Raw genomic sequence first — 26,449 nt, forward strand, 5'->3', positions numbered from 1 at the left:
CTCAATCGCCGGAGGGGCTGGAGATGGCGGGTCTGGATGCCCTCGGCATCCAGACCCGCAGCACCACCACCGCCAGCGCCAGTATCCCCGCCCCGCAGAGGAACGCCGCCGCGTACCCGCGGGTCAGCGCGGAAGGGTCCGCCGAACCCGCGGAGCGACTCGCCGCGACCGTCGACAGGATCGCGAGCCCCAGCGAACCGCCCAGCGTGCGGCTCGTGTTGACGAGCCCGGAGACGAGACCCGCGTCGCCCGGCGCCGCCCCTGACGTGGCCAGGGAGGCGAGCGGTGTCATCGCGAAACCGGCCCCGGCCATCATCACGATCCCGGGCAGCATGATCGTCATGACGTAGGAGCCGTCCGCGCTCATCGTCGACTGCCAGCCGAACCCGGCGGCGGTGACGAGGACGCCGGTCACCGCCACGTTCCGCGCCCCGAACGTCCGCATCGGACGCGGAGCGATCTTCGAGCCGGCGACGACCGCGAGCGAGCTGGGCACGAGGGCCAGGCCCGCTTCGATGGGGGTGTAGCCGAGCACGTTCTGCGCGTACAGCGTCATGAAGAACCACATGGCGAAACTGCCCATGCCGCAGACGAACATCGCCGCGTTGGCGGCGGCCACCGATCGCACCTTGAACAGGCCGAGCGGCATCAGCGGCAGCCGCGTACGGGCCTCGACGACGAGGAACCCGGCGATCAGCGCGAGCGCGACGCCCAGCGGGACCAGGGTCGAGGCGGCGCCCCAGCCCTCCGCCTCGGTCTGCACGATGGCGTACGCGAGGGTGGCCGTGCCCGCCGTGACGAGGAGGGCGCCCGGCAGGTCGAGGCGCCGCTCGCCGCCGGATGTGGACTCGCGGATCCAGCGGGCGGCGGCCGCGAGGACGACGGCGCCGAGGGGCACGTTGATGAGGAGCACCCAGCGCCAGTTCAGGCCTTCGGTGAGGATGCCGCCGACCAGTCCGCCGGCCGCGCCGCCGCCCGCGCCGACGGCGGTCCAGGTCGCGATGGCCCGGGCCCGCGCCGCCCCCTCCGGGACGGCCGAGGTGAGGATCGTGAGGGTGGAGGGGGCGAGCACCGCGGCGCCGAGCCCCTGCACGGCGCGCGCCGCGAGGAGCTGCCAGTCGTCCTGGGCGAGGCCGCCCACCAGCGAGGCGAGAGTGAACAGGCCGAGGCCGACCAGGAACATCCGCTTGCGCCCGAAGAGGTCTCCCGCCCGGCCGCCGAGCAGCATGAATCCGGCGAACGCGATCGAGTACGCGTTCACCACCCATTGCAGGCCGCTCGCGCTGAGCCCGAGGTCGGTGCGCATGGACGGCAGCGCGACGTTCACGACGGACACGTCGAGGACGACGAGGAACTGGCCGGCACACGCGACGGCCACCACCAGCCAGGCGGGCGGGGCCGTGCGGGCGCGGACACCGGTGCCGGGAGCGGCGCCGGAGGCAGCGCCGGAATCGGTGTCGGCTTCGGTGTCGGCTTCGGTTTCGGGAGGGGTCTGCGGCATAGGTGTCATGGTCGCAGCCCCGAGGGACCCCGTACATCAGGATTTCGGCGCACCGGACCCGGGCCCGAGGTCATACGCCCCGGGACGTAGGTCCCGGCCGGTCCCGGCCCCGCGAAACCCCCTTGTCCGGTGATCACCTGTCGCGCAGACTCCCCGGATGACCACGACGCCCTTCTCCCACAAGCCCGTCCTGACCGGCGACAGGACCGTCCTGCGGCCCTTCACCACGGACGACGCGGCCGTCATGGCCGGGATCCTCGTCGACCCCGAGCTGCTGTACTTCACCGGCGGTGACCCGGCCCCGTTCAGCGATGAGCACCTGCGTTCCTGGTACGGCTCCCGGGCCGCGCAGCCGGACCGGCTCGACCTGGCCGTGACCGACCGCGCCACCGGCGAGCTGGTCGGGGAGGTCGTGCTCAACGACTGGGAGCCGCGGCACCGCCGCTGCACGTTCCGGACGCTGATCGGCCCGCGCGGGCGCGGCCGGGGCCTGGGGACGGAGGCGGTCCGGCTCATCGTCGGACACGGCTTCGAGGTGCTCGGCATGCACCGCATCCAGCTGGAGGCGTACGCGGACAACGAGCGGGCCCGGCACGTGTACGAGAAGGCGGGCTTCGTCGTCGAGGGCGTGCGCCGGCACGTCGAACTGCGCGACGGGGTCTGGCGCGACGAGGTGCTGATGGCGGTCCTCGCCGACGAGTGGCGGGCCGGCCGGGCGGACGCGGTCAGGGGCGGCGCACCAGCGTGACGACCGCCGCGCCGCCGAGCCCGATGTTGTGCGCGAGCCCGACGCGGGCCCCGGGCACCTGACGGCCGTCCGACTCTCCCCGCAACTGCCAGGTGAGTTCGGCGAGTTGGGCGATGCCGGTGGCGCCCAGCGGGTGCCCTTTGGAGATGAGCCCGCCCGAGGGGTTGACGACCCAGCGGCCGCCGTACGTGGTCGCGCCCGACTCGACGAGGTCACCGGACTCCCCCGCCTCGCACATGCCGAGCGCCTCGTACGTGAGCAGCTCGTTGATCGAGAAGCAGTCGTGCAGCTCGATGACGTCGACGTCGTCGATGCCGAGCCCGGACTGTTCGTACACCTGCCGCGCCGCCTCCCGCGACATCGGCTGTCCGACCACGTCGACGCACGCCCCCGACGCGAAGGACTCCTCGGTGTCCGTCGTCATCGACTGGGCGACGATCTCGACCGCCCGGTCACCCAGGTCCCTCTCCTCCACGAAGCGTTCGGATACGACGACGGCCGCGGCCGCGCCGTCCGACGTGGGCGAGCACTGGAGTTTGGTGAGCGGCTGGTGGATGGTCTTCGCGGCGAGGATCTCCTCGACGGTGTACGCGTCCTGGAACTGGGCGTACGGGTTGTTCACCGAGTGCCGGTGGTTCTTGGCGCCGACCGCGGCGAGCTGCGCCTCGGTGGTGCCGTACTTCTCCATGTGTTCGCGCGCCGCGTCGCCGAAGATCTGGGCGGTGGGCGGGCTCATCTCGAAGCCGTGCCGGGCGGCCATGATCCCGTAGTGCCGGGCGACGGGCGAGGTGGCGAAGTCGCCGCCGTCGGCTCCGCCACCGAGCGCGCCGCGCCGCATCTTCTCGAAGCCGAGCGCGAGCACGCAGTCGCTCACGCCGCCCTCGACGAACTGCCGCGCCATCATGAGCGCGGTCGAGCCCGTCGCGCAGTTGTTGTTGACGTTGTAGACGGGCACGCCCGTCAACCCCAGTTCGTACACCGCCCGTTGGCCTGCGGTGGAGACCTGGAAGCAGTAGCCGACGGGGGCCTGCTGCACGTCCTCGTAGGAGACGCCGGCGTCGGCGAGCGCGGCCGTCCCCGCCTCCTTCGCCATGTCCCAGTACTGCCAGTCCCGGCTCTCGGGCTTCTCGAACTTGGTCATGCCGACGCCGACGATGTAGGACTTCATGCCTCCGGCCTCCTGCCAGTACCCGACTTCCTGACGGTGTGTCAGATGTGTCGGAGATACTGGCAGGAGGAGGCTGCTAACGGAAGGCCGCGTGGCCCGTCAGCGCCTGGCCGAGCGAGAGCGTGTGCATCTCCGTCGTGCCTTCGTACGTCAGCACGGACTCCAGGTTGTTGGCGTGCCGGATCACCGGGTACTCCAGCGAGATGCCGTTCGCGCCGAGGATCGTGCGGGCGGTGCGGCAGATCTCGATGGCCTCGCGGACGTTGTTCAGCTTGCCGAAGCTGATCTGGGCCGGGTGGACGCCGGCCGGCGAGTCCTTCAGCGCGGACAGCTGGAGCGCGGTCAGCGTGGCCTTGTGGAGTTCGAGCGCCATGTCGACGAGCTTCTGCTGGGTGAGCTGGAACGCGGCGATCGGCTTGCCGAACTGCTCGCGCTGCACGGCGTAGTCGCGCGCCGACTGCCACGCCGAGCGGGCCGCGCCCGTGACACCCCAGACGATGCCGTAACGGGCCTCGTTCAGGCAGGTGAGCGGCGCTCCGACACCGCGCGCCTCGGGCAGCTGCGCGGAGGCGGGCAGGCGTACGCCGTCCAGGACCAGCTCACTCGTCACGGACGCGCGCAGCGACATCTTGTGCTTGATGAGAGGTGCCGAGAAGCCGGGGGTGTCGGTGGGGACGACGAATCCGCGTACACCGTCCTCGGTCTGCGCCCAGACCACGGCGACGGCCGCCACCGAGCCGTTCGTGATCCACATCTTGCGGCCGTCGAGCACCCAGTCGTCGCCGTCGCGGCGGGCCCGGGTCGTCATGGACGCCGGGTCGGAACCGTGGTCGGGCTCGGTCAGGCCGAAGCAGCCGATGGCCTCGCCCGCGGCCATCCTCGGCAGCCACTCCTGCTTCTGCTCCTCGGAACCGAACCGGTGGATCGCGAACATGGCGAGGGAGCCCTGCACGGAGACGAAGGAGCGCAGGCCCGAGTCGGTGGCCTCCAGTTCGCGGCAGGCGATGCCGTACGCGCGGGCCGACATGCCGGCACAGCCGTACCCCTCCAGGTGCATGCCGAGCAGGCCCATCTTGCCGAAGTCGCGGGCGAGTTCGGGCAGGGCGGGCAGTTCGCCGCTCTCGAACCAGTCGGCGATGTGCGGCTCGACCTTGTCGTCGAGGTACTGGCGGACCGTGTCGCGCACGGCCCGCTCCTCGTCGGTGAGGAGGGCTTCGAGGTTCAGCGGGTCGACGGGGTCGAGGGCGGGGAACGGCATGGTGTCTCAGGCTCCTTGCGGGTGGGGGTGGTCGCCGGGCACGTCGAGAAGGCGGTCGATCTCCGCCTCCCCGTACCCGATTTCGGCGAGGATGTCGCGGCTCTGCCCGCCGAGGGTGGGCGGTGCGCTGCGCACGGGCGGCCGCTCGCCGCGGAAGGAGACGGGGAACGCGACCTGCCGGAGCGGGCCCACGTCCGGGTGGTCGACCTTCCGCACCATGTCGAGCGCGGCGGTCTGCGGGCAGTCGTAGACCTCGTCGAGGGTGCGGATGGCGGCGACCGGGACGCCGAGCGGCTTCAGCAGGCCGATCCAGTGCGCGGCCGGCTGGTCGACGAGGACCGCCTGCAGTTTGGCGTTGAGGGGGCCGCGGTTCGTCACGCGGTCGCGGTTGGCCGCGAAGCGCGGGTCGTCCGCCCACTCCGGGTGGCCGAGGGCGTCGGCCAGGCGGCGGAAGAGGGCGTCGTTGCCGACCGCGATCACGAAGTGGCCGTCGGCGGCCGGGTACGCCTGGTACGGGACGAGGCTGGGGTGGCCCGAGCCGAGGCGGGTGGGGCGCTCGCCGGTGGCGAAGTAGCCGGTGGCCCAGTTGATGTGCAGGGCGAGCTGGGACTCGTAGAGGGACGTGGTGACGTACTGGCCTAGGCCGGTGCGCGCGCGCTCGACGAGCGCCGAGGTGACGCCGATCAGGCCGAAGAGGGCGGCGCCGAGGTCGCCCATCGCGTAACCGGCCTTCACGGGCGGTCCGTCCGGCTCGCCCGTGAGGGACATCAGCCCGGCGCTCGCCTGCGCCACCATGTCGTAGCCGGGTTCGTCGCGCAGCGGGCCGGTGTCGCCGAACGCCGAGATGTGCAGGATGACCAGGCGCGGGTAGCGCGCGCTCAGCTCCCGGTAGTCGAAGAGGCGGGCGAGGGAGGAGCCCGGGCGGAAGTTCTCGACCAGTACGTCCGCGTCGGCGAGCATCCGGTGCACGGCCTCCTGGCCGCCCGCCGATGTGAGGTCGAGGGTCACGGAGCGCTTGCTGCGGTTGGCCGCCAGGTAGTACGTGGCGTCGGGGCCGTTGAAGGGCGGGCCCCAGGCGCGGGTGGGGTCGCCGCCGTCGGGGTGCTCGACCTTGATGACGTCGGCGCCGAGGTCGGCGAGGGACATGGTGGCGTAGGGCCCGGCGAGGATCTTGGAGAGGTCGACGACCTTCATGCCCGCGAGGGGGGCCGGTGCGGTCTCGGGCTCGGGCACGGTCGTTCTCCTGCGGGTCGGCGGGCGGGACCCGTCCACCATCCGCCGGTTCGGCGACGTGGTCCAGGGTGGGGCGGGCACCGGTCCGACGGCGCCGCGGTCTCCCGGTGCGCGGGGACGCGCGGGCGGCCACGTCAGGACCCGCGGCCGGGTGCGGTCTCCGTGTGGATCACTCTGCCCCGCCCCATTAGGTGCTGTCCAAGACCGATGACGGCCCTGATTGAGACGTCATCCGTCATGATCCGGCGCGTCCGGCGGGGTCGGGAGCACCTCCTCGGCCACCCGCAGCACGGCGTGCAGCGCCGCCGACCTGTTGCCGGTGCGCCAGCCGAGGGCGATCGGCAGGACCGGCACGTCGTCCCCGGCGAGCGGCCGGAAGACGACGTGTTCCAGGTGGATGTTGCGGGCGGACTCGACGACGACGGCGACCCCGACGCCCGCGCCGACCAGGGCGAGCATGGTGTACGAGTCCGGGGCCTCCTGCGCGATCCGCGGCGCGAACCCGGCGTCGTGGCAGGCCTGCACCATCGCCTCGCGCACCGCCGACTCGCGGGAGAGCGGGAAGGTCACGATGGGCTCGCCCGCGAGTTCGCCGACCTGTACCTCGGGCCGGGCGGCGAGCGGATGGCTGTCGGGCAGGGCGAGCACGAGGCGTTCCCTGCGCACGACGCGGGCGGTGATGCCGCGCCGCACCGGCAGCGCGACGAAGCCGACGTCGAGGGTGCCGTCGGTGACCCGGCGCAGCCCCTCGCCCGTGTAGGTCTGCCCCTCCAACACCAGCTCGATGCCCGGCAGTCGAGAGGTGACGGCGCGGGTGAGCAGAGGCAGCGCGGAGTAGCTGCTGGCCCCGGCGAAGCCGACGGTGACGCGGCCGACCTCGCCGAGGTGGGCGGCGCGTACGGTGCGGCGCACTGCGGAGGCGTCGGCGAGCAGACGCCTGGCCGGCTCCACGAGGGACTGTCCCGCCGGGGTGAGCCGGACGGTGCGTGTCGTGCGGTCGAAGAGCTTCACCCCGAGGTCGCGTTCGAGGAGCCTGATCTGCTGACTGAGCGGGGACTGGGCGATGTGCAGCCGCTCGGCGGCCCGCCCGAAGTGCAGTTCCTCGGCGACGGCCACGAATCCGGTGAGGTGTCTCAGCTCCACGGGTCCGACCCTACGCACCAGCCGTCAGGATCACGCTGCCTGTCGGCCCGCGACGGGGAACGGGGGGCATCGTGGCCGGGATCAAGGTGTCCGGAGCCGGGGTGGCGCTGTCTGTCGTCCTGCTGGCCGTCCTGGCGGCGGGGTGCGGGGAGCAGGGCCGGAGCAGCGCCGCCGACGAGTACCGGCGGACGCACCCGACGCCGACGGCGGTCTCGTCACCGCCCACGCCCGAGGACCACCACTGCCCCGGCGAGAGCCCCTCGCCGCCGCCGTCCGCGCCGGGCGACCACTACGCCGAGAACCATGGGTTCCGGGTGCCGTTCGAGCTGCACGGCGAGCAGCGCTGTGAAGGGCTCACCGCCGTGGGGCGCGTCCAGCACGCGCTCGAACCGCTGCGCGAGCGCGGGGACTTCGAGGAGCGGAGCACCCACGACGCGCCGGCCCGCCCGGACTTTCCCGACAGGTCCGTGGAGTCGTACGAGGACGGCGGCGGGGTCGGGTTCCTCGTCACCGTCGACGACTCCCCGGTGTGTGTGGAGGGCACGCTGAGCCGGGTCTCGGTCCAGGCGCACGCGTTCGGCGGGTAACCCCGACCAGTCGGGCTGCGACATACCCTCAGGCGGGCACTGAGCCCGTCGACGGGCTCAGTCGCGCGGCAGCCCCAGGATCCGCTCGGCCACGACGTTGAGCTGCACCTGCGTCGTGCCGCCCGCGATCGTCAGGCACCGCGACAGCAGGAATCCGTGCAGGGCGCGCTCGCCCGCGCCCTCGCGGAGCGCTCCCGCGGGGCCGAGGAGTTCGAGGGCCAGTTCGGCGATCTTCTGCTGGTGCGGGGTCTGGACCAGTTTGCGCACCGACGCCCCGGCCCCGGGCTCCTCCCCCGCGACCTGCCGCATCGTCGTCCGCAGACCGATGCAGCCCAGCGCGTGCGCCTCCGCCGCGAGGGCCCCGATCCGCGCCCGGTACGCGCCGTCGAGGTCGGCGGCCCGGGCGAGGAGCGCCTCCAGTCCCGTGTCGAACGTCAACTGGTCGGCCATGTGGACCCGTTCGTTGCCGAGCGTGTGCCGGGCGACCCGCCAGCCGTCGTCGACCTCGCCGACCACCGCGTCCGCGGGCAGCAGGACGTCGTCGAAGTAGACCTCGTTGAAGAGGGAGTCACCGGTGATCTCGCGCAGCGGGCGGATGTCGATGCCGTCCGTGTTCTTCATGTCGACGAGGAAGTAGGTGAGTCCCTTGTGCTTGGGGGCCGCGGGGTCGGTGCGGGCCAGCAGGATGCCGTGGTCGGCCCACTGGGCGGCGCTCGTCCACACCTTCTGCCCGTTGATCCGCCAGCGCCCGTCCTCGGTCCGTTCTGCGCGGGTGCGCAGCGACGCCAGGTCCGAGCCCGCGCCCGGCTCGGAGAACAGCTGGCACCACAGGAGGTCGCCGCGCAGTGTCGGCGGGAGGTAGCGGTCGCGCTGCGCGGCGGTGCCGTGGGTGAGAAGGGAGGGGACGACCCAGGTGGCGATGCCGAGGTCGGAGATCTTCACCCCGGCGGCGCTCACCTCCTCCTGTACAGCGAGTTGTTGGACCGGTCCGGCACCGAGTCCGTACGGCGCCGGGAGATGCGGCGCCGCGTATCCGGTCGGCGCGAGGGCGCGGCGGGCGGCGGCCGGGTCGAGGCCGCGCACCCCCTCGATCACCGCCCGCGACCGCTCCCGGTGGGGGTCCGCCTCGGCGGGCAGCGCGAACCGCAGCTCGCGGCGGACACCCGACTCGGCGAGCCGCACGGCCCGCATCCGGTGGGTGTCCCCGGCGCCGAGCAGCTGCCGGGCGACGACGGCCCGGCGCAGATACAGGTGGGCGTCGTGCTCCCAGGTGAAGCCGGTGCCGCCGAGGATCTGGACGCAGTCCTTGGCGCAGCCGTACGCCGCGTCGAGTGCGGACCCGGCGGCGAGCGCGGCGACCAGGCCGCGCACGTCGCCCTCGGCGCCCCCGGCGTCCCCGGCGTCCCCGGCGTCCCCGGCATCCCTGTCATTGAGTGCCCGCGCCGCGTCCCACACCAGGGCGCACGCCTGCTCGACCCGGACGAGCATGTCGGCGCAGAGGTGCTTGACGCCCTGGAACTGTCCGATGGGCCGCCCGAACTGCTCGCGTACTTTGGCGTGCTCGGCGGCGGTGTGCAGGGCCCAGGCGGCGGTGCCGCACGCGTCGGCGGCGAGCAGGACCGCCGCGAGGTCGCGGACGAGGGTGCCGTCCACGGCGAGGACCCGGCCGGCCGGGACGAGGGCGCCCGCCGCGGTGACCTCGGCGGTGGGCCGGGTCGGGTCGGCGCTCTCGTGGAGCCGTACGGCGAGCCCCGGGGTGTCGGCGTCGACGGCCAGCCATACGACACCGTCGGCACTCTCGGCCGCGAGGACGAGCAGATCGGCGTCGGCGCCGGTGAGCACGGGCGGTGCGGCCCCGTCGAGGACGAGCCCGTCGGGCCCGGCGACAGCGCTGAGGCCACCGGGACCGAAGGCGACGGCGCCGATCCGCTCGCCGCCGGCCAGCGCCGCGGCGAGTTCCCGCGGCTCCGCCCGGCGCAGCACCTCGGCGGCCAGCGCGCTCCCGAGGTACGGGCCGGGCAGCGCCGCCCGGCCCGCCTCCTCGACGACGACCGCGAGATCGAGCAGGGTCCCGCCCCCGCCGCCACAGGACTCCGGCAGGTGCACGCCGAGCAGGCCCTGCCCGGCGAGCCCCTCCCAGAAGGGCGGGCGGCGGCCGGGCGCGCCCGGGGCGTCGAGCAGTTTGCGTACCTCGTCGGGCGGCACGGCGCGCGCGATCCAGCCGCGCACCGCGTCCGCGAGTTCCCGCTGTTCCTGCGTGATGGCGATGCCCATGCGGCGCACGGTAGAACACGTTCCAGTAGAGCGGAAGACCGAATCTGACGGCTGGTCAGAATTAACAGCGGGGGCATCCACGTAAACAAAAGGTCAAGGATCGGATTCGTACGACGATCGTCGGAATAGTCGCCTCGGGAAACAGGTTCGAGTTACACGCAAGCTGCCCGCGTCACACTCGGTCCGCATGCGCCACACACCCCGCCCGCACGCCGACGTACGCGCGCCCACCGCTGTACGCGCACCTTCGCCGTTCCCGAGACCGCCTTCCGGAGGCCCTCCGTAATGTCCCAGCCGACGACCACCACGCGCCGAACAGCCGGTGTCGTCCCCGTCCTCGCCTTCGCCGGCATCGTCGTCGCGGTCATGCAGACCCTGCTCGTGCCGGTGATCAAGGACCTGCCCGAGCTGCTGAGCACCGCTCCCTCCAACGCCACCTGGGTCATGACCGCGACCCTGCTCGCCGGCGCCGTGTCCACCCCGATCATGGGCCGCCTCGGCGACCTCGCGGGCAAGCGCAGGATGCTCCTCACGAGCCTCGCGATCATGGTGGTGGGGTCGCTGGTCTGCGGCTTCACCGACCAGCTGGTCGTGATGATCGCGGGCCGCGCCCTCCAGGGCTTCGCCATGGGCGCCATTCCGCTCGGCATCGGCCTGATGCGCGACATGCTGCCGCCCGAGAAGCTCGGCTCGGCCATGGCCCTGATGTCGTCCTCCATCGGCGTCGGCGGCGGCCTCGCCCTGCCGCTGGCCGCGCTCGTCGCGCAGCACGCCGACTGGCACGCGCTGTTCTTCGGCGCCGCGGGCCTCGGTGTCGTATCGATCGTCCTCACGCTCGTCTTCGTCCCGGAGAGCCCGCTGCGCGCCCAGGGCACCTTCGACGTGGCGGGCGCCCTCGGCCTCTCGCTCGGTCTGGTCCTGTTCCTGCTGCCGATCACCAAGGGCAGCGACTGGGGCTGGAGCAGCGGCATGACGCTCGGCCTGTTCGCCGCCGCGCTCGTCGTGCTCCTCGCCTGGGGCCTGATGGAGCTGCGCCTGAAGGCCCCGCTGGTCGACCTGCGCACCACCGCACGGCGCGAGGTGCTCCTCACCAACCTCGCCTCGATCATGGTCGGTGTCGCGTTCTACGCGATCTCCCTGGTGCTGCCGCAGCTGCTCCAGCTGCCGTCCGCCACCGGCTACGGCCTCGGCCAGTCGATGGTCGTCGCCGGTCTGTGCGTGGCGCCGCTCGGCCTGACGATGATGTTCACCGCGCCCGTCTACGCCCGCCTCTCCGCGCGGTTCGGCCCGAAGGTCACGCTGATCGCCGGCATGACGATCATCGCGATCGGCTACGGCGCCGGGCTCGGCCTGATGAGCGCCGCCTGGCAGACCATCGTGATCTCGGTGGTCGTCGGCGCGGGCATCGGCCTCGCCTACTCCTCGCTGCCCGCGCTGATCATCGGCGCGGTCGACGCCTCCGAGACGGGCGCCGCCAACGGCCTCAACACCCTGATGCGCTCCATCGGCACGTCGGTGTCGTCGGCGGTCATCGGCATGGTCCTGGCCAACACGGCGCACCACGTGGGCGGCGCCGCGGTCCCGACGATGCACGGCTTCCGCATCTCCTTCCTCATCGCCACGGGCGCGGTCGTCATCGGCGTCCTGCTCGCCCTGTTCCTGCCGGGACGCCGCGCGGCCACCGTGCGCCAGCACGTCCAGCTGCGGGCCAGCAGCGAGGAGGACGCCAACCTGGCACACGCCGCCGAACCCCTCGCGGACTTCCGCGGCCAGGTCCTCGACCCGGCGGGCCTGCCCGTCGCCCACGCCAAGGTGACGCTGATCGACCGGCGCGGCCGGCAGGCCGGCGCGGCTCTGACCGACGCCGAGGGCCGTTACGCGCTCACGGTGCCGTCCGGCGGCTCCTACGTCCTCGCGGCCACGGCGCCGGGCCACGCCCCGCACGCCTCGGCCGCGACGCACCACGGCGAGGACCGCCCGGTCCAGGTAGACCTGGCCCTGGCGGCGGTCGCCGAGCAGGTCTGACAGAAGCAGGTATCAGCGGTAACGGGGGCCGCGGGCAGCCCTGTTGAAGACGCGTCGCGCTCTTGCGCGGCGCGTCTTCCTGTGTGCGGCCGCCCGTTTATCGGCTGGCGCCGCTCGGCTCAGGACACCTACCGTGCGGACCATGCCCGGTCTCCCGCGCACGCGCTGACGTTCCCGTACCCCGTCATCGCGTGCCGCCCTCGCGCCTCGCACGGCACAGCGAGCTCTCTCCCGCTCGACACCCATGCCCCAAGGGGTTCCTGTGCTGTGGCACGACCGCGACTTCCGCCGCCTCTGGTGCGGCCAGACCCTCTCCCAACTCGGTGAGCACACCGCCCTGGTGGTCCTCCCGCTGACCGCCGTCCTCTCCCTCGGCGCCGATGCCGACGCCGTCGGCGCGCTGCGCGCGGCGGGCCAGGTGCCGCTCTTCCTCCTCCCGCTCCTCGCCGGCGCGTGGCTGGACCGGCGCCGCTCGCTGCCCGTGCTGGTCCGCTCCGACCTGGCGCGCGCGCTCGTCCTCTGCGCGGCGTCCGTGGCGGGCGCGCTGGGCGGGCTCGGTCTGCCGGGCCTGTACGTCGCCGCCTTCGCCGTCGGGGCGCTGTCCGTCCTCTTCGACGTGGCGTATCAGGCGTCGCTCGTACGCCTCGTGCCGCATGACCAACTGACGCGCGGGAACAGCGCGTTGGAGGGGAGCCGGTCCGCCGCGCAGACCGGCGGGCCCGCGCTCGGCGGCGCGCTGGTGTCGCTGGTGCCGACGCCGGCCGCCACCGCGGTCTGCGCGCTGTTCTTCGCCCTGTCGTCGGCCTCGGTCCGCCGCATCCGCCGTACGGAGACGGTCCCCCCGCACCCCGTACGCCGGCCGGTGCCGCGGCAGATCCACGAGGGCCTGCGATTCGTCGCCCGGGAGCCGGCCCTGCGGTCGGTGGCGTCGGCCTCCGCGGCTTTCCAGTTCTCGTTCGCGGCGACGATGACGGTACAACTCCTCTTCCTGCCGAGGGAGTTGCACCTCTCCGGCGCCGCCGTGGGTCTCGCGCTCGCCGCGTCGGGGCCGGGCGCGGTTCTCGGCGCCCTGCTGGCGGCGCGCCTCCCGGGCCGCCTCGGGTACGGCCCGGTACTGGTCTCAGCGGCGGCGCTCGGCGACGGCATCCTGCTGTGCGTACCGGCCCTGCACGGCCCGCCGTCGGCGACGCTCCCCGCGCTGATCGCGGTCCAGTTCGTCTTCGGCGCGGGCGGGCAGCTGGTGAACGTCACGGTGATGGCCGTCCGCCAGTCCCTCACCCCGAGCGGGCTGCAGGCCCGCGCGGCCGCGACGATCACCTTCGCGGGGATGGGCGTGACCCCACTGGGCTCCCTGCTCGGGGGCGCGCTCGCGGGAGCCTGGGGGCTGCGCACGGCCCTGGCCGTGTCGGCGTCGGGCATGCTGCTGTCGCCGCTCCTGATGGCCCTGTCCCCACTGGCCCGGCTGGGCCGGACACTGCCACCGCGCCCCACGCGGAGCACCCGGCCCCGCCTGTGACACAAGGGCCCGGCGGCACAGCACCCGCATCCGTGAGCCCTACACCGATCGGCACAGGTCAACACAGCGCTCATTCACACCACTTGAGGCCATGCTGGCATTCAGGTGACTTATGACGAGAGGCAGTGATTTCCATGCCTAAACTCCGTTCCGTGACAGAAAGTCAACTCGCAGCAGCCGCCGATCACGCGGCTGACGTGGTCATTCTCGGCGCCGGACCGGCCGGCCTGGTGCTCGCCAACCTGCTCCACACCCGCGGCATCGACTGCGTCGTACTGGAACGGGCGGACCGCCACCACGTCCAGACCCGGGCCCGGGCGGGGTTCCTGGCCGCCAACACGGTGCGGATCCTGGACCGGCACGGACTGTCCGACGGGCTGCGCCGGCGCGGTCACACGCACCACACCTGCGAGTTCCGAACCGACGACGGCCGGTTCCGCCTCGACTACAGCGGGCTCGGCGACGGGGAGCAGCACACCGTGTATCCCCAACAAGACCTGGTCACCGATCTGTTGACGCACTTTCTGGCCGCCGGTGGGCGGATCCGGTTCGAGACCGAGGCGGTGGCCATCCTGGACGCGGACGGCGACGGGCCGTCGGTGAGCGTACGGACAGCCGACGGACGGCCCGGCCGGTGGCGGGCACGCTACGTCGCCGGATGCGACGGCCGGCACGGTGCCGCACGGCGTTCACTGCCGGACACAGCGGTCCGCCGCTACCACCGCGACCACCGGGTGACCTGGCTGGGCCTGCTCGCCGAGGCGCCGCCGAGCCTCGACGCCGTGGGCTACGCCGTGCACGAGCGGGGGTTCGCCGGGCACATGGCGCGCACCGCCGAGGTCACGCGCTACTACCTGCAGTGCGAGCGCGGCACCCCGGCCGACTCGTGGTCCGAGGCGCGGATCTGGGACGAGCTGGACTTGCGGATGCGCGCCAAGGAGTACGGGCCGCTGCGCCGGGGCCGCATCGTGCAGCGCGGCATCGTCGACCTGGAGTCGGACGTGCTCGAACCGCTGCGTCACGGCGCGCTCTTCCTGGCCGGTGACGCCGCGAGCCTCATCAGCCCGTCCGCCGCCAAGGGGGCGAACCTCGCGGTCCTGGAGGCCGAACTGCTCGCCCAGGCCCTGACCGACGACCTCGTCCACGGTGATCCCACCGGGCTCGACGGCTACTCGGCGCGCTGCCTCCCCCGCATCTGGCGGGCGCAGGAGTTCTCGCACTGGATGATCGGCCTGCTGCACGGCTCGCCCGGCCCGGACGACGACGTGCCGTACCTCAACGGCCTGCAGCGTTCCCGGATGACCGCACTGCGCACCTCGCGCAGCCAGCAGGACTGGTTCGCGGAGCGCTACGTCGGCGTGTGAACTCCCCCGGCGTACACACCCGGCGTACGAGCTCCGCCGCCTTCCGCACTCACCGAACTCACCGAACTTTTCACTCCCGCCACACACGGCACCTGACACCTGACACCTGAACGAGGGGTCCTCTTTCATGATCACCGCGTTGTCGGACGACACGTCGCGCCTGCGCGCGGCGGTCGACTTCGTCACCCGGCAGGACAGCGAAACGTTGCTGCCGCTCCTGCTGCCCGGCCTTGACGGCCCGGAACTGCGCTCGCTGGTGGAGCGCTGCCGGTTCGCCCACGCCGCGCTGCTCGTCTTCCCCGGTGACCCGGCGGAGCTGGACGCCACGCTGGCCGCGTGCGGCCTGGCCGTCGACCGGCCGCCGCAGCCGAGCGTGGTGGTACGCGAACGCCTGGCGCTGCGCCACCATCGCGCCCCGGACGACCTCGACGTCGGCATCCTGCGCCCCGCGGTGACAGGCCGGGACGGCGAGCGCCGCATGGTCGAGATCTTCACGCTGCCCGTGCCCCCGGGCTCGGACCTGGAGGGGATCGCCGCCCTGGAGCGCGCCGAACACCACGAGGCGCACGTCGCGTTCGAGGTGCCGGCCCCGGACCCGCTGGTGCTGCGCGGCCTGTGCTCGGTGTTCGCCGGGTGCGGGGCGGTCCCCGACGGCGGCGGGTACAACCCGCACGAGAACGGCACGGTGTTCTACTTCGCCACGTCCCACACGGCGAAGTCCGCCTATCGGCGCATCGAGCTGTACGCCCCGGGCGACCACCGGGATCAGCTTGCCGCCCACCTGGACGAGTCCCGCGGCCGGCAGCCGGCCGAGACGATGCTGCGCCTGCTGACCGGGGCGTGGACGACGCAGGCACTGACCGCGTTCGCTCAGTTGCGGGTGGCCGACGCCCTGCACACCGGCCGCGCCCTGGAGGCCGGCGCGGTGGCGCGCGCGGTGGGTGCCGACCCGGACAGCCTGGCGGTTCTGCTGCGCTACCTGGCCATGCTCGGCGTGGTCGTCGAAGAGGCCCCCGGCCGCTTCCGGCTCACCGGCGTCGGCGCTCTGCTGCGCGCGGACGACCCGGACTCGATGCGGGCGCTGGCCCTGATGTACGGCGGCCCGTTCTACCGGTCCTTCGGCGCCCTCGCGCACACCGTGCGTACCGGGCAGGCCGCCTTCGAGCACCTCTTCGGGGACAACCACTTCGACCACTTCGCCCGCGACCCGCACCTCGCCGAGCTCTTCGACCAGTCCATGGCCGCGAGCCGGGGCATGTTCGAGCCGCTCCCCGCCCACCCCGTTCTCGCCGCGGCGGCCCGCGATCCGCGCGGGGCCACGGTGGTCGACATCGCCGGCGGCACCGGCGAACTGCTCGGCCGCATCCTCGCCGCCCATCCGCGCCTGAACGCCGTCCTGCTCGAACGCCCGCACGTCGTCGAGGCCGCCCGGCTCCGCCTCGACGCCGCCCGGTGCACCTGCGTGGCCGGTGACTTCGCGGACGTCCCGCCCGGCGCGGACGTCTATCTCCTCTCCCGCGTCCTGCACGACTGGGACGACGAGCGGTGCCTGGAGATCCTGCGGCACTGCGCCCGCGCCATGCCCGCCGACGCCGGCCTCCTGATCGTGGAACGCCTGCTGCCCGCCGACAACTCCCCGTCCCTGGCGACCGCCTGGGACCTGCACATGCGGTGCAACGTCGGCGGACGCGAACGCACCGCCCACCACTACGCGCGACTCCTCGACGAGGCCGGTCTCACCCTCGTCGGCCACACGCCCCTGCCCCTGGACGGCCACGTACTGCACGCCCGCAGAACCGATCCGCCTACGGGCCGCTGACTTTTCGTCAGGCGTCGAACCGCGGTTCGCAGCCGAGGAGTTCGGAGACGTCGGAGCCGGGCGCCACCTCTCGCGGAGTGGCCCCTCGGCGGAAGATCCGGGCATCACGCCCGCCCTCCACCGTGGCGCGCTCCCCCGACACCCGCAGCCACGAGCCCTCGCGGAGCCCGAGCACCGGCACGTCGTTCTCCTCCAGGAACTCGGTGAGCCGCTCCTCGCGGGTCTCGCCCTTGTGCGTGGAGGCCGGGTCCGGGTCGAGGTAGTGCGGGTTGATCTGGAAGGGGACCAGGCCCAGCGTCTCGAAGGACGGGGGCTGCACGATCGGCATGTCGTTGGTCGTACGGAGGGTGGGCGCGGCCATGTTGGTCCCGGCGCTGGCGCCCATGTACGGCAGGCCCGCGCGGACGGCCTTCGTCACGGCTTCCCGCAGCCCCGTCCGGTACAGCGCGCTCAGCAGCCGGAAGGAGTTGCCGCCGCCGACGAACACCGCGTCGGCAGCAGCCAGTTGGGCCAGCGGGCCGCCGTCCTCGTGGACGCCGCGCACGTCGATCCCGGCTCCCTCCAGCGCGCCGCGCACCTTCGCCGTATACGCGTCATGGTCGGCGAGCGCGTACGGCACGAAGGCGAGGCGGGCCTTCGCGGGCAGGAAGCCGGTGACGGTGTCCAGGGCGTGTTCGAGGTAACCGCGGCCGTGCTGGGTGGAGTTGGAGAGAAGCAGCAGGTTCATGAGAAGGGTGGTTCCTATCAGCGGGCTTGCGAGGGAGGTCAGTTGGCGGGAGCGGACCGGCGGCGGCGCTGCGGCGGGTGGGTGAGCCGCTTCTCCAGCAGGCCGGCCGCCCTGCGCAGCACGTCGAGGCGGTCGCCGGGCCCGTCCGGGAAGCGCTCCTTGGCGGCGCCGAGGCTGAGGCTCCCGTACGGCTCGCGTCCGAGGAACACCGGTACGGCGACGGTGCCGATCCCGGCGTCGTACTCGCCGACCGTCCAGGCGTACCCCTGGGCGCGGACCGTGAGGAACTCCCGCTCCAGCTCGTCCGGGTCGGTGACCGTGCGCTCGGTGAAGCGGGCCATGGGGCGGCCCCGGAAGAGCCGGTGGCGCTGCTCGTCCGGCAGATACGCGTAGTACGACTTGCTGGTGGCTCCGGCGTGCGCCGGGTACAGCTCGCCGACCAGCGGGTAGTAGCGCAGCGGCCCCTCCTCGCCCTCGACGGCGGCGACGCACCGCATGTGGAAGCTGTCGGGCAGGCAGAACAGGACCGTGTCGCCGGTCGCGGCGCGCAGCTCCTCCAGGACCGGCCCGGCCAGCAGCTCCAGCGAGCCCGAGCGCTCCCAGAGGCGGCCGAGCCGCAGCACGGCGGGGCCGATCCGGTAGCGCCGCGTCACCGGGTCCGAGACCAGGAAGCCGCGCCCGGCCAGCGTCGACAGGAGCCGCTGGGCGACCGAGGTGTCCCAGCCGAACTCGGCGGCGACCTCGGTCACGCCCCAGTCGGGCCGGGTCCGCTCGAAGGCGAGCAGCACCAGCAGGGCGCGGTCGACGGTCTGCAGCGCGCCGGCCGGGGTCTTCCGGTCGTCGAGCGGGATGTCCGCCACGCCATCTCACCATCCAGACCTTAATTGCAAATAACGGGAAAGAGTTGCCGAGAACGCTATCCGATCCGGAGTCTGCTGTCAGCACCAGCGCTTCATGAGCGCCGTATGACCGCTGCGTGAGCGCCATGGGAGCGCCGCGAGGCAGGGAGAGGACCCACATGCTGAAGTACGTCCTGGATGTCGTCGATCTGCTGGACGACCCCCACGCCGACGGCAAGCGCGCCGTCGCCCACCTCGACTCGCTCGCGGGCCTGGAGGGCTCGGGCGCCGAGGTGACCACGGTCGACGGCGAGCGCGGCTCGACCGACTTCGTGCTCGTCCGCATCCCGGGCAGCAAGGGCAGGAGCAGCGGCGGCAGCGCCCGCACGCTCGGTGTCGTCGGGCGGCTCGGCGGCGTGGGCGCCCGACCGGAGATGACCGGCCTGGTCTCCGACGCGGACGGCGCGATCGCCGCGCTCGCGACGGCCGCCAAGCTCCTCGACATGCGCCGCCGCGGCGACGTGCTCGAAGGGGACGTCGTCGTCGCCACCCACATCTGCCCGGACGCGCCGACCGCGCCGCACGACCCGGTCCCGTTCATGGACTCGCCGGTCGACATCGCGACGATGAACCGGCACGAGGTGACCGAGGACATGGAGGCCGTGCTCTCCATCGACACCACCAAGGGCAACCGGATCATCAACCACAAGGGTCTCGCCCTGTCCCCCACGGTCAAGGAGGGGTGGGTGCTGCGGGTGAGCGAGCAGCTCGGCGAACTGCTGGCCGTCGTCACCGGTGAGCCGTTGGTCACGTACCCCGTGACCACACAGGACATCACGCCGTACGGTAACGGTGTACATCACATCAATTCGATCCTGCAGCCGGCCACGGCGACCGCCGCACCGGTCGTCGGCCTCGCGGTCACCTCGGCCGCCGCGGTCCCCGGCTGCCAGACGGGCGCGAGCCACGAGACGGACATCGCGGCCGCGGCCCGGTTCGCCGTCGAGACCGCGAAGGCCTTCGGCGGCGGCCGGCTCGACTTCCACGACGCGGTGGAGTTCGACGGCCTCGTCGGCCGCTACGGCTCGCTGGCCCACCTGCAGACCCTCGGCCGCGCTTCCAGGGAGTCGTGAACGTCATGGCCACCACCAAGAAGAACGTGGGCAGTGACGACTACGCGCTGTCCCGGGTCCCCCGCGACCAGCGCCTCGGCTTCTGGACGATGCTGCTGCAGTGGCTCGCCCAGTCCGGGTCCATCTCGCAGTTCACGCTGGGCGCCACCATCGGCGTCGGCATGACCTTCGGCGACGCGTTCCTCGCGTTCACCCTCGGCGCCGTCATCCTCGAAGTCGTCATCTTCCTGATCGGCTACGCGGGCATGCGCGAAGGCCTCTCGACACCGCTGCTGACCCGCTGGGTCGGCTTCGGGCGCAACGGTTCGGCGCTGGTCAGCTTCGTGATCGCGGTCAGCCTCGTCGGCTGGTTCGGCGTGCAGAACACGATCTTCGGCAACAGCGTCTCGGCGCTGGTCGGCGGCCCGTCGTGGCTGTGGTGCATCGTGGCCGGACTCGCCATCACGGTCCTCGTCATCTTCGGCTTCCGCTACATGGCGGTCATGGCGAAGATCGTGACCCCGCTCTTCTTCGCGATGGTGGCCTGGTCCGTGATCGACGCGCTCAGCGAGCACTCGATCGGCGATCTGATCAGCTCCCCGCCGCCGGGCCAGACGATCCCGCTGTCGGTGGCCGCGACCGCCATCGCGGGCGGCTACATGACCGGCGCGATCGTCTCCCCGGAGATGACCCGCTACAACAAGAAGGGCGCGCACGTCTTCCTGCAGTCGGCGTCCTCGATGATCCTCTCCGAGTACATCGTCGGCCTGACCGGCGTGCTCCTCGGCCACATGGTCAAGAGCAACGAGGTCTCGCAGATCGTCCTCTCCACGTCCGGCGTCTTCGGCGTCCTCGTCGTCCTGATGTCGACCGCGAAGATCAACGACTGGAACCTGTACGGCTCCTCGCTCGGCGTCGTCAACTTCTTCCAGGTCGTCTTCAAGAAGCGCCTGCACCGCGGCGCGGTCACCATCGGCCTCGGCATCGCGGGCACCGCCCTCTCGGCGGTCGGCATCATGACCCACTTCACCGACTTCCTGACGGTCCTCGGCGTGGCCATCCCGCCCATCGGCGGCATCGTCGTCGCCGAGTACTGGGTGGTCCGCCGGATGCGCAGGCCGCTCGACGAGACCCGCGGGGCGGGCACCCTGCCCACGACCTCGCCGACCTGGGTGCCGATGTCGCTGGTCATCTGGGCCGCCGCGTTCTGCGTCGGCAAGTTCTACGACGGCGGCATCCCGGCCCTGAACTCCCTGGCCACCGCGTTCGTCCTCTACACCGTGCTCGGACTGCTGGGCTGGATCAGGACGTACGGCACCACCACCCTGAACGACACCGACGACGCCCCGGCATCCGGGACCGCCGCCGAGCAAGCCCCCGTAGGAGCGGCATGACCACCTTGGCCTCAGAAGAAGCGCAGCGCGAAGTCGTCGAACTCTGCGCCGAGCTGATCCGCTTCGACACCTCCAATCCGACCAGCTCCGAGCGGGCCTGCGCCGACTGGGTCGTGGCCCGCCTCGCCGAGGCCGGCATCGACTCCGAACTGGTGGAGAGCGCGCCCGGCCGCGCCAGCGTCATCGCCCGGATCGAGGGGACCGACCGCGACCGGGGCGCCCTGCTGGTCCACGGCCACCTCGACGTCGTCCCCGCCGATGCCGCCGAGTGGCAGGTCCCGCCGTTCTCCGGCGAGATCCGCGACGGCTATCTGTGGGGCCGCGGCGCCATCGACATGAAGGACACGGTGGCCGTCATGCTGGCCACCGCCCGCCACTTCGCCCGTACGGGCATCAAGCCGTCCCGCGACCTCGTGCTCGCGTTCCTCGCCGACGAGGAGGCGGGCGGCAGGTTCGGCGCGCACTGGCTCGTCGAGCACCGGCCCGACCTGTTCGCGGGCGTCACCGAGGCGATCGGCGAGGGCGGCGGCTTCTCCTACGCGCTCGACGACACCCGGCGCCTCTACCCGATCGAGAACGCCCAGCGCGGCATGGCCTGGATGGAGCTGACCGCGACCGGCCGCGCCGGGCACGGCTCCTCCCCCAACGACGAGAACGCCGTGACGGACCTCGCCGAGTCCCTCACCCGCATCGGCCGCCACACCTTCCCCATCCGCCTGATCGAGCCGGTACGGGCACTGCTGGCCGAGGCCGCCGACCTCAAGGGCGTGCGGATCGACTTCGAGGCCGAGGACCTGGACACCGAGCTCGCCCAGCTGGGCCCGGTCGCCGACTTCATGCAGGTGGTGCTCCGCAACTCCGCGAACCCCACCATGTTCACCGCCGGGTACCAGACCAACGTCATCCCCGGGAAGGCCACGGCCCGCGTCGACGGCCGCTTCCTCCCCGGCCACGAGCAGGAACTCGTCGACGCCATCGACGCGTTGCTCCTGCCCTCCGTCTCCCGCGAGTGGGTCAACCACGACATCGCCATGGAGACGACGTTCGACGGCCCGCTCGTCGACGCCATGTGCGACGCGGTACGCGCCGAGGACCCCGACGGCCATCCGGTCCCCTACTGCAACCCGGGCGGCACCGACGCCAAGGCCTTCACCCACCTCGGCATCCGCTGCTTCGGCTTCAAGGGCCTGAAGCTGCCGGCCGACCTGGACTACGGGCGGCTGTTCCACGGCGTCGACGAGCGCGTCCCGCTGGACGGCCTGCGGTTCGGCGTCCGCGTCATGACCCGCCTGTGGCAGGGCTGCTGAGCCCTTCAGCAGAACGGCTCAGCCTTGGGGCAGGGCTGCTGAGCAGGCATCCGACGGAGTACGGCAGCATGGGCGGCATGACCACTTCAGGGAGCACCCCGGCCCCGGACGTCCTCGCCGCCTTCGAGAAGGCCAAGGGCTTCATGCCGCTCGGCGAGGGCCTCGCGCTGTACGCCGCCGCGGCCGAGGCGGCGGCGCTCGGGCTGCCGCTCCTGGAGGTCGGCACGTACTGCGGCCGCTCCACGATCCTGCTCGCCGACGCCGCCCGCGCGGCCGGCGTCCCCGCGCTCACGGTCGACCACCACCGGGGCAGCGAGGAGCAGCAGCCCGGGTGGGACTTCCACGACCCGGAGACGGTCGATCCGGTGGTCGGACTGATGGACACGCTCCCCACCTTCCGCCGCACGCTGCACGCGGCGGGCCTGGAGGAACACGTGATCGCGCTGGTCGGCCGCTCCCCGCAGGTGGCCAGGGCCTGGGGCGGCAGGCTCGGCCTCGTCTTCATCGACGGCGGCCACACCGACGAGCACGCCACCGCCGACTACGAGGGCTGGGCCCCGCACGTCGCCGACGGCGGTCTGCTCGCCATCCACGACGTCTTCCCCGTCAAGCACGACGAGTGGACGGGTCAGGCGCCGTACCGCGTGTATCAGCGGGCGCTCGCGTCCGGCGCGTTCACCGAGATCTCGGAGCACGACTCGCTACGAGTCCTGCGACGAACAGGAGCGGGGATCTGAGCGCGCGGTTAAGGTCGGGAACGTGTCGTACGTAGGTCCGGAACCGGACGACTTTGATGACTTCTACCGTGACGACGACCCGCGGCGGGGGCCCGGCGGGCGTCGGTTCCGCGGCCGGCCCGTGCTGGTCACCTTCGCCGCGCTCGTGCCGACCGCGCTCGCGGCATGGCTGCTGTGGTCGGTCGTGAACAGCCCGGGCGAGAGCGAGCCGCCGAAGACACTCCCGGCGCCGAGCCAGTCGTCGGCCTCCGCGGCCGGGACCCCCTCGGACTCGGACGCGAAGCCGCCGAGCGCCTCCCCGTCGAAATCCTCCGCGTCCCCCTCCGAGAAGCCGACGCCGAAGGCACCCTCGAAAGCGGCGGGCGGCGGCACGGGACCGCTCGCGGGCAAGGTCGTCGTCATCGACCCGGGTCACAATCCGGGTAACTTTCAGCACACGGCCGATATCAATCGCACCGTGAACGTCGGCAATGCCAGCAAAGAGTGCGACACCACCGGCACGTCCACCAACGCCGGTTACACGGAAGCCCAGTTCACGCTGGACGTCTCGCGCCGCCTGCGCACGATCCTCCAACAGCAGGGCGCCACCGTGCGGTTGACGCAGAACGGCGACCGGGCCTGGGGTCCCTGCGTCGACGAGCGCGCCCGCATCGGCAACACGGCGAAGGCCGACGCCGCGATCTCCGTCCACGCGGACGGCTCCGCCGTCGGCAACCGCGGCTTCCATGTGATCCTTCCCGCATCCGTGCACGCGGGCACCGCGGACACCCGCCCGATCGTCGCCTCCTCGCGCGACCTCGGCGAGCGCATCGCGGGCAAGTTCATCCAGGTCACAGGCCAGCCCCCGTCGAACTACATCGGCGGCGGCACGGGCCTGGACACCCGCAGTGACCTGGGCGGACTCAATCTGTCGCGGGTGCCCAAGGTCTTCATCGAATGCGGCAACATGAGGGACGCCCAGGACGCGGGCCGGCTGACCTCCGGCGCGTGGCGGCAGAAGGCGGCCCAGGGTCTCTCTGAGGGAATCGTGAGTTTCCTGCGCGGGTAGCTGTCACCCTGTGGATCTCGGCAGACACCCACAGGACCCGGACGATAGTGTCCCTCGTACGATGAGGGGCCACCCCCGCGCTAGGCGCCGCCTCCTCCGACGACGAGACGACTGACGAAGGACCCTGAAGTGAATATCCGCTCCCTCACTCGAGGCGACGGCGTGGTGATCGGAGCAGCGGTGTTGCTGTTGATCGCCTCGTTCCTCGACATCTACTCGTTCGACGGTGCGCCCGACGGCGTCGATCTTCCGAACTCCTGGAGCAGCGGCCCGCTGCTGATGAGCGTGGTCCTTGCGGGCGTCATCGGCGCGGTTCTCATCGTCGTCTCGCGGGGGCTGCCGCAGCCTCGCAAGGTGGCCGGGCTGGATCTGGGCCAGTTCGGTGTCGCGTGCACCGTGCTCGCCGCATGGGCCGCCCTCGGCAACATCTTCGACCCGTCGGGCGGCGCGAACAACATCGGCAACGGATCGGACAGTGCCGACGCGGGCATCGGCGCCATCCTCGCTCTGATCGCCACCCTGGTCATGGCCGCCGCCGCGATCGCCACCCCCCTGGTCCCGGCCCTCAAGGCCGCCCTCGTCGGTGCCCCGCGCCCGCAGCAGCCGCAGCCCTACGGTGGTCAGCCGCAGGGTGCCTACGGGTACCCGGGCGCCCAGCAGCAGCCGGGTCAGCCCGGTCCGGGTCAGCCGTACGGTGCGCAGCCGGGGCATCCCGGTCCCGGTCAGCCCGGCGGTGGCCAGCCGTTCGGTGGGCAGCCGCAGCAGGCCGCCGCTCCGGCGCAGGGTGCTCCGCAGGGCGGGCAGCCCGCCGGGGACTTCTCGCCGTTCTGGTTCGCCGTGCCGGTGCCGCGTCCGCTGTACGCGGAGGACGGCTCGCCGACGCCGATCGCCGAACTGGCGCCGGGTACGTGGTACCTGGCCGTCGAGCAGCGCGGACCGGGCCTCGTCGCCCAGACGCAGGACGGCCGTCGCGGCGTGCTGCAGGACACCACGGGGATTCAGCGCGGCTGATCCTTCGCGCCTCCCGAGGCCCCTCGCCCACCTTCCGGGCGAGGGGCCTTTCGCGTACAGTCGCCCCCCGAACCCAGAACTGACTGGTCGTCAGATACCTGTCACCGTCGCCGGAGGGGGCGCGCATGCGGCTCGGACTCGCACTCGGCTACTGGGGGCGCGGGCCGGACCCCGGCCACCTCGCCCTCGTACGGGAAGCGGAGGAGCTGGGGTACGACTCGGTGTGGACCGCGGAGTCCTGGGGCAGTGACGCCTTCACTCCGCTGACCTGGTTCGCCGCGCACACGAGCCGCATCCGGCTCGGTACCGCCATCGCGCAGATGGCGGCCCGCTCGCCCACCACGACCGCGATGCACGCCCTCACCCTGGACCATCTCTCCGGCGGCCGGATGATGCTGGGCCTCGGTCTGTCCGGGCCGCAGGTGGTCGAGGGCTGGTACGGGCGGCCGTTCCCCCGCTCCCCCCTGACGGCGACCCGCGAGTACGTCGACGTCGTGCGCCAGGTGCTGCGGCGCGAGGGGCCCGTGGAGGTCGACGGCCGCTTTCACGCGCTCCCGTACCGGGGCGAGGACGGGACCGGGCTCGGCAAGCCGCTCAAGCCCATCACCCATCCCCTCCGCGCCGGTCTGCCGGTCCTGCTCGGCGCCGAGGGGCCGAAGAACATCGCGCAGACGACGCGGATCGCGGACGGCTGGCTGCCGCTGTACTGGTCGCCGGCCAGGACCGATGTGTACGAGGCCGCGCTCACCGAGCTGCCCGGGGACTTCATGATCGCGCCGATGGCCCGGGCGCAGGTCTGCGACGACGTCGCCGAGGGGCTGCTGCCCGTCAAGGCCATGCTCGGGTTCTACATCGGCGGCATGGGGCACAGCACCCGTAACTTCCACGCCGATCTCATGGCGCGCATGGGGTACGAGGCCGAGGCCCGCCGCATCCAGGAACTGTTCGCCGAGGGACGGCGCGAGGAGGCGGTGCTCGCGGTGCCGGACGCGTTCGCCGACGAGATCTCGCTCGTCGGCCCGCGTGCGCGCATCGCCGAGCGGCTGGAGGCGTGGCGCGAGGGCCCGGTGACGGACCTGCTCGTCCTGTCGCCGGACCCGGTCACCCTGCGCGTCCTCGCGGAGCTCAACTCATGAGCCCGCGTTGCGCAGTTCGGACGCCGACGGCACCTTGTCCTTGACGTCGGCGCCCGCGCTCTTTCCCGCGTCCTTGACCTTGTTGATGATGTCGTCGAAGGAGGAGGACACCGAGTCGGCGCCGTCACCCTTGCGCAGTTTGCTCGGCAGGTCCTTGAGGGCGTCGATGCCCGAGGTGAGCGGGGCGACCGCCTTGGAGAGCGTGGGATCGCCCTTGGCGTTCTTCACCGCGGCCTGCAGCCGGTTGTAGGTGAGCGCGCCCGCGAGGCCCGCTTTGACGAGCGCGAACTTGCGTCCGTCCGCGCCACTCTTGAACTTGCCGGCCTTCCACGGCTTCACGATCCACTGGTAGGTGGCGCCGGCCGCGATGCCCGCGTTGGCCACGAACCGGGTCTTGGCGAGTTTCTGCTTCTCGACCGTGCCGGTGGCGCTGGGCTGGGACGTCGCGTTCGAGTCGTCGCCGCCGCACGCCGTGGTTCCGGCCAGCAGCGTGCCGCACATG

Annotated in this window: 22 protein-coding genes; 13 read left to right on the forward strand and 9 right to left on the reverse strand. The window is 72.4% G+C overall.

Annotation, left to right across the window (positions count from 1 at the left end; all coding sequences use genetic code 11):
- Position 1: 1 nt before the first annotated feature.
- Positions 2-1,510: an MFS transporter gene (locus AB0J02_RS00850; protein ID WP_363191354.1), complete on the reverse strand. Its 1,509-nt coding sequence runs from the start codon at positions 1,508-1,510 to the stop codon at positions 2-4.
- Between the two features lie 148 nt (positions 1,511-1,658).
- Between AB0J02_RS00850 and AB0J02_RS00855 the strand changes: the two genes are divergently transcribed.
- Positions 1,659-2,249: a GNAT family protein gene (locus AB0J02_RS00855; RefSeq protein ID WP_363191355.1), complete on the forward strand. Its 591-nt coding sequence runs from the start codon at positions 1,659-1,661 to the stop codon at positions 2,247-2,249.
- On the opposite strand, the gene AB0J02_RS00860 is transcribed toward AB0J02_RS00855, so the two are convergent.
- From AB0J02_RS00860 to AB0J02_RS00875, 4 genes are all read right to left on the reverse strand, one after another.
- On the reverse strand, positions 2,227-3,417 hold the full coding sequence (locus tag AB0J02_RS00860; RefSeq protein ID WP_363191356.1) for a lipid-transfer protein: 1,191 nt from the start codon (positions 3,415-3,417) through the stop codon (positions 2,227-2,229). The genes AB0J02_RS00855 and AB0J02_RS00860 overlap by 23 nt on opposite strands.
- 76 nt (positions 3,418-3,493) lie before the next feature.
- Complete coding sequence (locus AB0J02_RS00865) at positions 3,494-4,675, reverse strand: acyl-CoA dehydrogenase family protein (protein ID WP_363191357.1); 1,182 nt, start codon at positions 4,673-4,675, stop codon at positions 3,494-3,496.
- Positions 4,676-4,681: 6 nt separating this feature from the next.
- Positions 4,682-5,908 (reverse strand): CoA transferase, encoded by a 1,227-nt coding sequence (locus AB0J02_RS00870; protein WP_363191358.1) that lies wholly within the window; start codon positions 5,906-5,908, stop codon positions 4,682-4,684.
- Between the two features lie 228 nt (positions 5,909-6,136).
- Positions 6,137-7,051: a LysR substrate-binding domain-containing protein gene (locus AB0J02_RS00875; RefSeq protein ID WP_363191359.1), complete on the reverse strand. Its 915-nt coding sequence runs from the start codon at positions 7,049-7,051 to the stop codon at positions 6,137-6,139.
- A gap of 71 nt (positions 7,052-7,122) precedes the next feature.
- Between AB0J02_RS00875 and AB0J02_RS00880 the strand changes: the two genes are divergently transcribed.
- The gene (locus AB0J02_RS00880; protein WP_363191360.1) at positions 7,123-7,638 is read left to right on the forward strand and encodes a hypothetical protein; all 516 of its coding nucleotides are present in this window, start codon (positions 7,123-7,125) and stop codon (positions 7,636-7,638) included.
- Positions 7,639-7,695: 57 nt separating this feature from the next.
- Here the strand turns inward: AB0J02_RS00880 and AB0J02_RS00885 are convergent, their stop codons facing one another.
- On the reverse strand, positions 7,696-9,912 hold the full coding sequence (locus tag AB0J02_RS00885) for an acyl-CoA dehydrogenase family protein (protein WP_363191361.1): 2,217 nt from the start codon (positions 9,910-9,912) through the stop codon (positions 7,696-7,698).
- A 285-nt stretch (positions 9,913-10,197) separates the two neighbouring features.
- Here AB0J02_RS00885 and AB0J02_RS00890 point away from each other — a divergent pair, with 285 nt between their 5' ends.
- The 4 genes from AB0J02_RS00890 to AB0J02_RS00905 all read left to right on the forward strand — a co-directional run bounded on the left by AB0J02_RS00890 (position 10,198) and on the right by AB0J02_RS00905 (position 16,636).
- The gene (locus AB0J02_RS00890) at positions 10,198-11,937 is read left to right on the forward strand and encodes an MFS transporter (RefSeq protein ID WP_363191362.1); all 1,740 of its coding nucleotides are present in this window, start codon (positions 10,198-10,200) and stop codon (positions 11,935-11,937) included.
- Positions 11,938-12,181: 244 nt separating this feature from the next.
- The gene (locus tag AB0J02_RS00895; protein ID WP_363191363.1) at positions 12,182-13,453 is read left to right on the forward strand and encodes an MFS transporter; all 1,272 of its coding nucleotides are present in this window, start codon (positions 12,182-12,184) and stop codon (positions 13,451-13,453) included.
- A gap of 197 nt (positions 13,454-13,650) precedes the next feature.
- Positions 13,651-14,817 carry a 4-hydroxybenzoate 3-monooxygenase gene (locus tag AB0J02_RS00900; RefSeq protein WP_363191745.1) on the forward strand — a complete coding sequence of 389 codons (1,167 nt, stop codon included), beginning with the start codon at positions 13,651-13,653 and terminating at the stop codon, positions 14,815-14,817.
- Positions 14,818-14,944: 127 nt separating this feature from the next.
- Positions 14,945-16,636 carry a methyltransferase gene (locus tag AB0J02_RS00905; protein WP_363191364.1) on the forward strand — a complete coding sequence of 564 codons (1,692 nt, stop codon included), beginning with the start codon at positions 14,945-14,947 and terminating at the stop codon, positions 16,634-16,636.
- Positions 16,637-16,643: 7 nt separating this feature from the next.
- Here AB0J02_RS00905 and pepE read toward each other — a convergent pair whose 3' ends face one another.
- Together pepE and AB0J02_RS00915 are read right to left on the reverse strand one after the other, a co-directional pair.
- Positions 16,644-17,363 (reverse strand): dipeptidase PepE, encoded by a 720-nt coding sequence (gene pepE, locus AB0J02_RS00910; RefSeq protein WP_363191365.1) that lies wholly within the window; start codon positions 17,361-17,363, stop codon positions 16,644-16,646.
- A gap of 38 nt (positions 17,364-17,401) precedes the next feature.
- The gene (locus tag AB0J02_RS00915; RefSeq protein ID WP_363191366.1) at positions 17,402-18,223 is read right to left on the reverse strand and encodes an IclR family transcriptional regulator; all 822 of its coding nucleotides are present in this window, start codon (positions 18,221-18,223) and stop codon (positions 17,402-17,404) included.
- Between the two features lie 158 nt (positions 18,224-18,381).
- Between AB0J02_RS00915 and AB0J02_RS00920 the strand changes: the two genes are divergently transcribed.
- The 7 genes from AB0J02_RS00920 (at position 18,382) to AB0J02_RS00950 (ending at position 25,947) form a co-directional block, all read left to right on the forward strand.
- On the forward strand, positions 18,382-19,335 hold the full coding sequence (locus tag AB0J02_RS00920; protein ID WP_363191367.1) for a DUF1177 domain-containing protein: 954 nt from the start codon (positions 18,382-18,384) through the stop codon (positions 19,333-19,335).
- Positions 19,336-19,340: 5 nt separating this feature from the next.
- Positions 19,341-20,708, forward strand: coding sequence for a cytosine permease (locus AB0J02_RS00925; RefSeq protein ID WP_363191368.1), 1,368 nt, complete (start codon positions 19,341-19,343; stop codon positions 20,706-20,708).
- On the forward strand, positions 20,705-22,015 hold the full coding sequence (locus AB0J02_RS00930; RefSeq protein WP_363191369.1) for a M20/M25/M40 family metallo-hydrolase: 1,311 nt from the start codon (positions 20,705-20,707) through the stop codon (positions 22,013-22,015). Before AB0J02_RS00925 ends, AB0J02_RS00930 begins: the two co-directional genes overlap by 4 nt.
- 68 nt (positions 22,016-22,083) lie before the next feature.
- Complete coding sequence (locus AB0J02_RS00935) at positions 22,084-22,752, forward strand: class I SAM-dependent methyltransferase (protein WP_363191370.1); 669 nt, start codon at positions 22,084-22,086, stop codon at positions 22,750-22,752.
- A 121-nt stretch (positions 22,753-22,873) separates the two neighbouring features.
- Positions 22,874-23,800 carry an N-acetylmuramoyl-L-alanine amidase gene (locus AB0J02_RS00940; protein WP_363191746.1) on the forward strand — a complete coding sequence of 309 codons (927 nt, stop codon included), beginning with the start codon at positions 22,874-22,876 and terminating at the stop codon, positions 23,798-23,800.
- A gap of 129 nt (positions 23,801-23,929) precedes the next feature.
- On the forward strand, positions 23,930-24,811 hold the full coding sequence (locus AB0J02_RS00945; protein ID WP_363191371.1) for a hypothetical protein: 882 nt from the start codon (positions 23,930-23,932) through the stop codon (positions 24,809-24,811).
- A 125-nt stretch (positions 24,812-24,936) separates the two neighbouring features.
- Positions 24,937-25,947: an LLM class F420-dependent oxidoreductase gene (locus tag AB0J02_RS00950; RefSeq protein ID WP_363191372.1), complete on the forward strand. Its 1,011-nt coding sequence runs from the start codon at positions 24,937-24,939 to the stop codon at positions 25,945-25,947.
- Here AB0J02_RS00950 and AB0J02_RS00955 read toward each other — a convergent pair.
- Positions 25,942-26,448 carry a hypothetical protein gene (locus AB0J02_RS00955; RefSeq protein WP_363191747.1) on the reverse strand — a complete coding sequence of 169 codons (507 nt, stop codon included), beginning with the start codon at positions 26,446-26,448 and terminating at the stop codon, positions 25,942-25,944. The genes AB0J02_RS00950 and AB0J02_RS00955 overlap by 6 nt on opposite strands.
- Position 26,449: the final 1 nt, after the last annotated feature.

The organism is Streptomyces sp. NPDC050264 (assembly GCF_040655895.1).
In the GTDB taxonomy this organism is placed as follows: Bacteria; Actinomycetota; Actinomycetes; order Streptomycetales; family Streptomycetaceae; genus Streptomyces.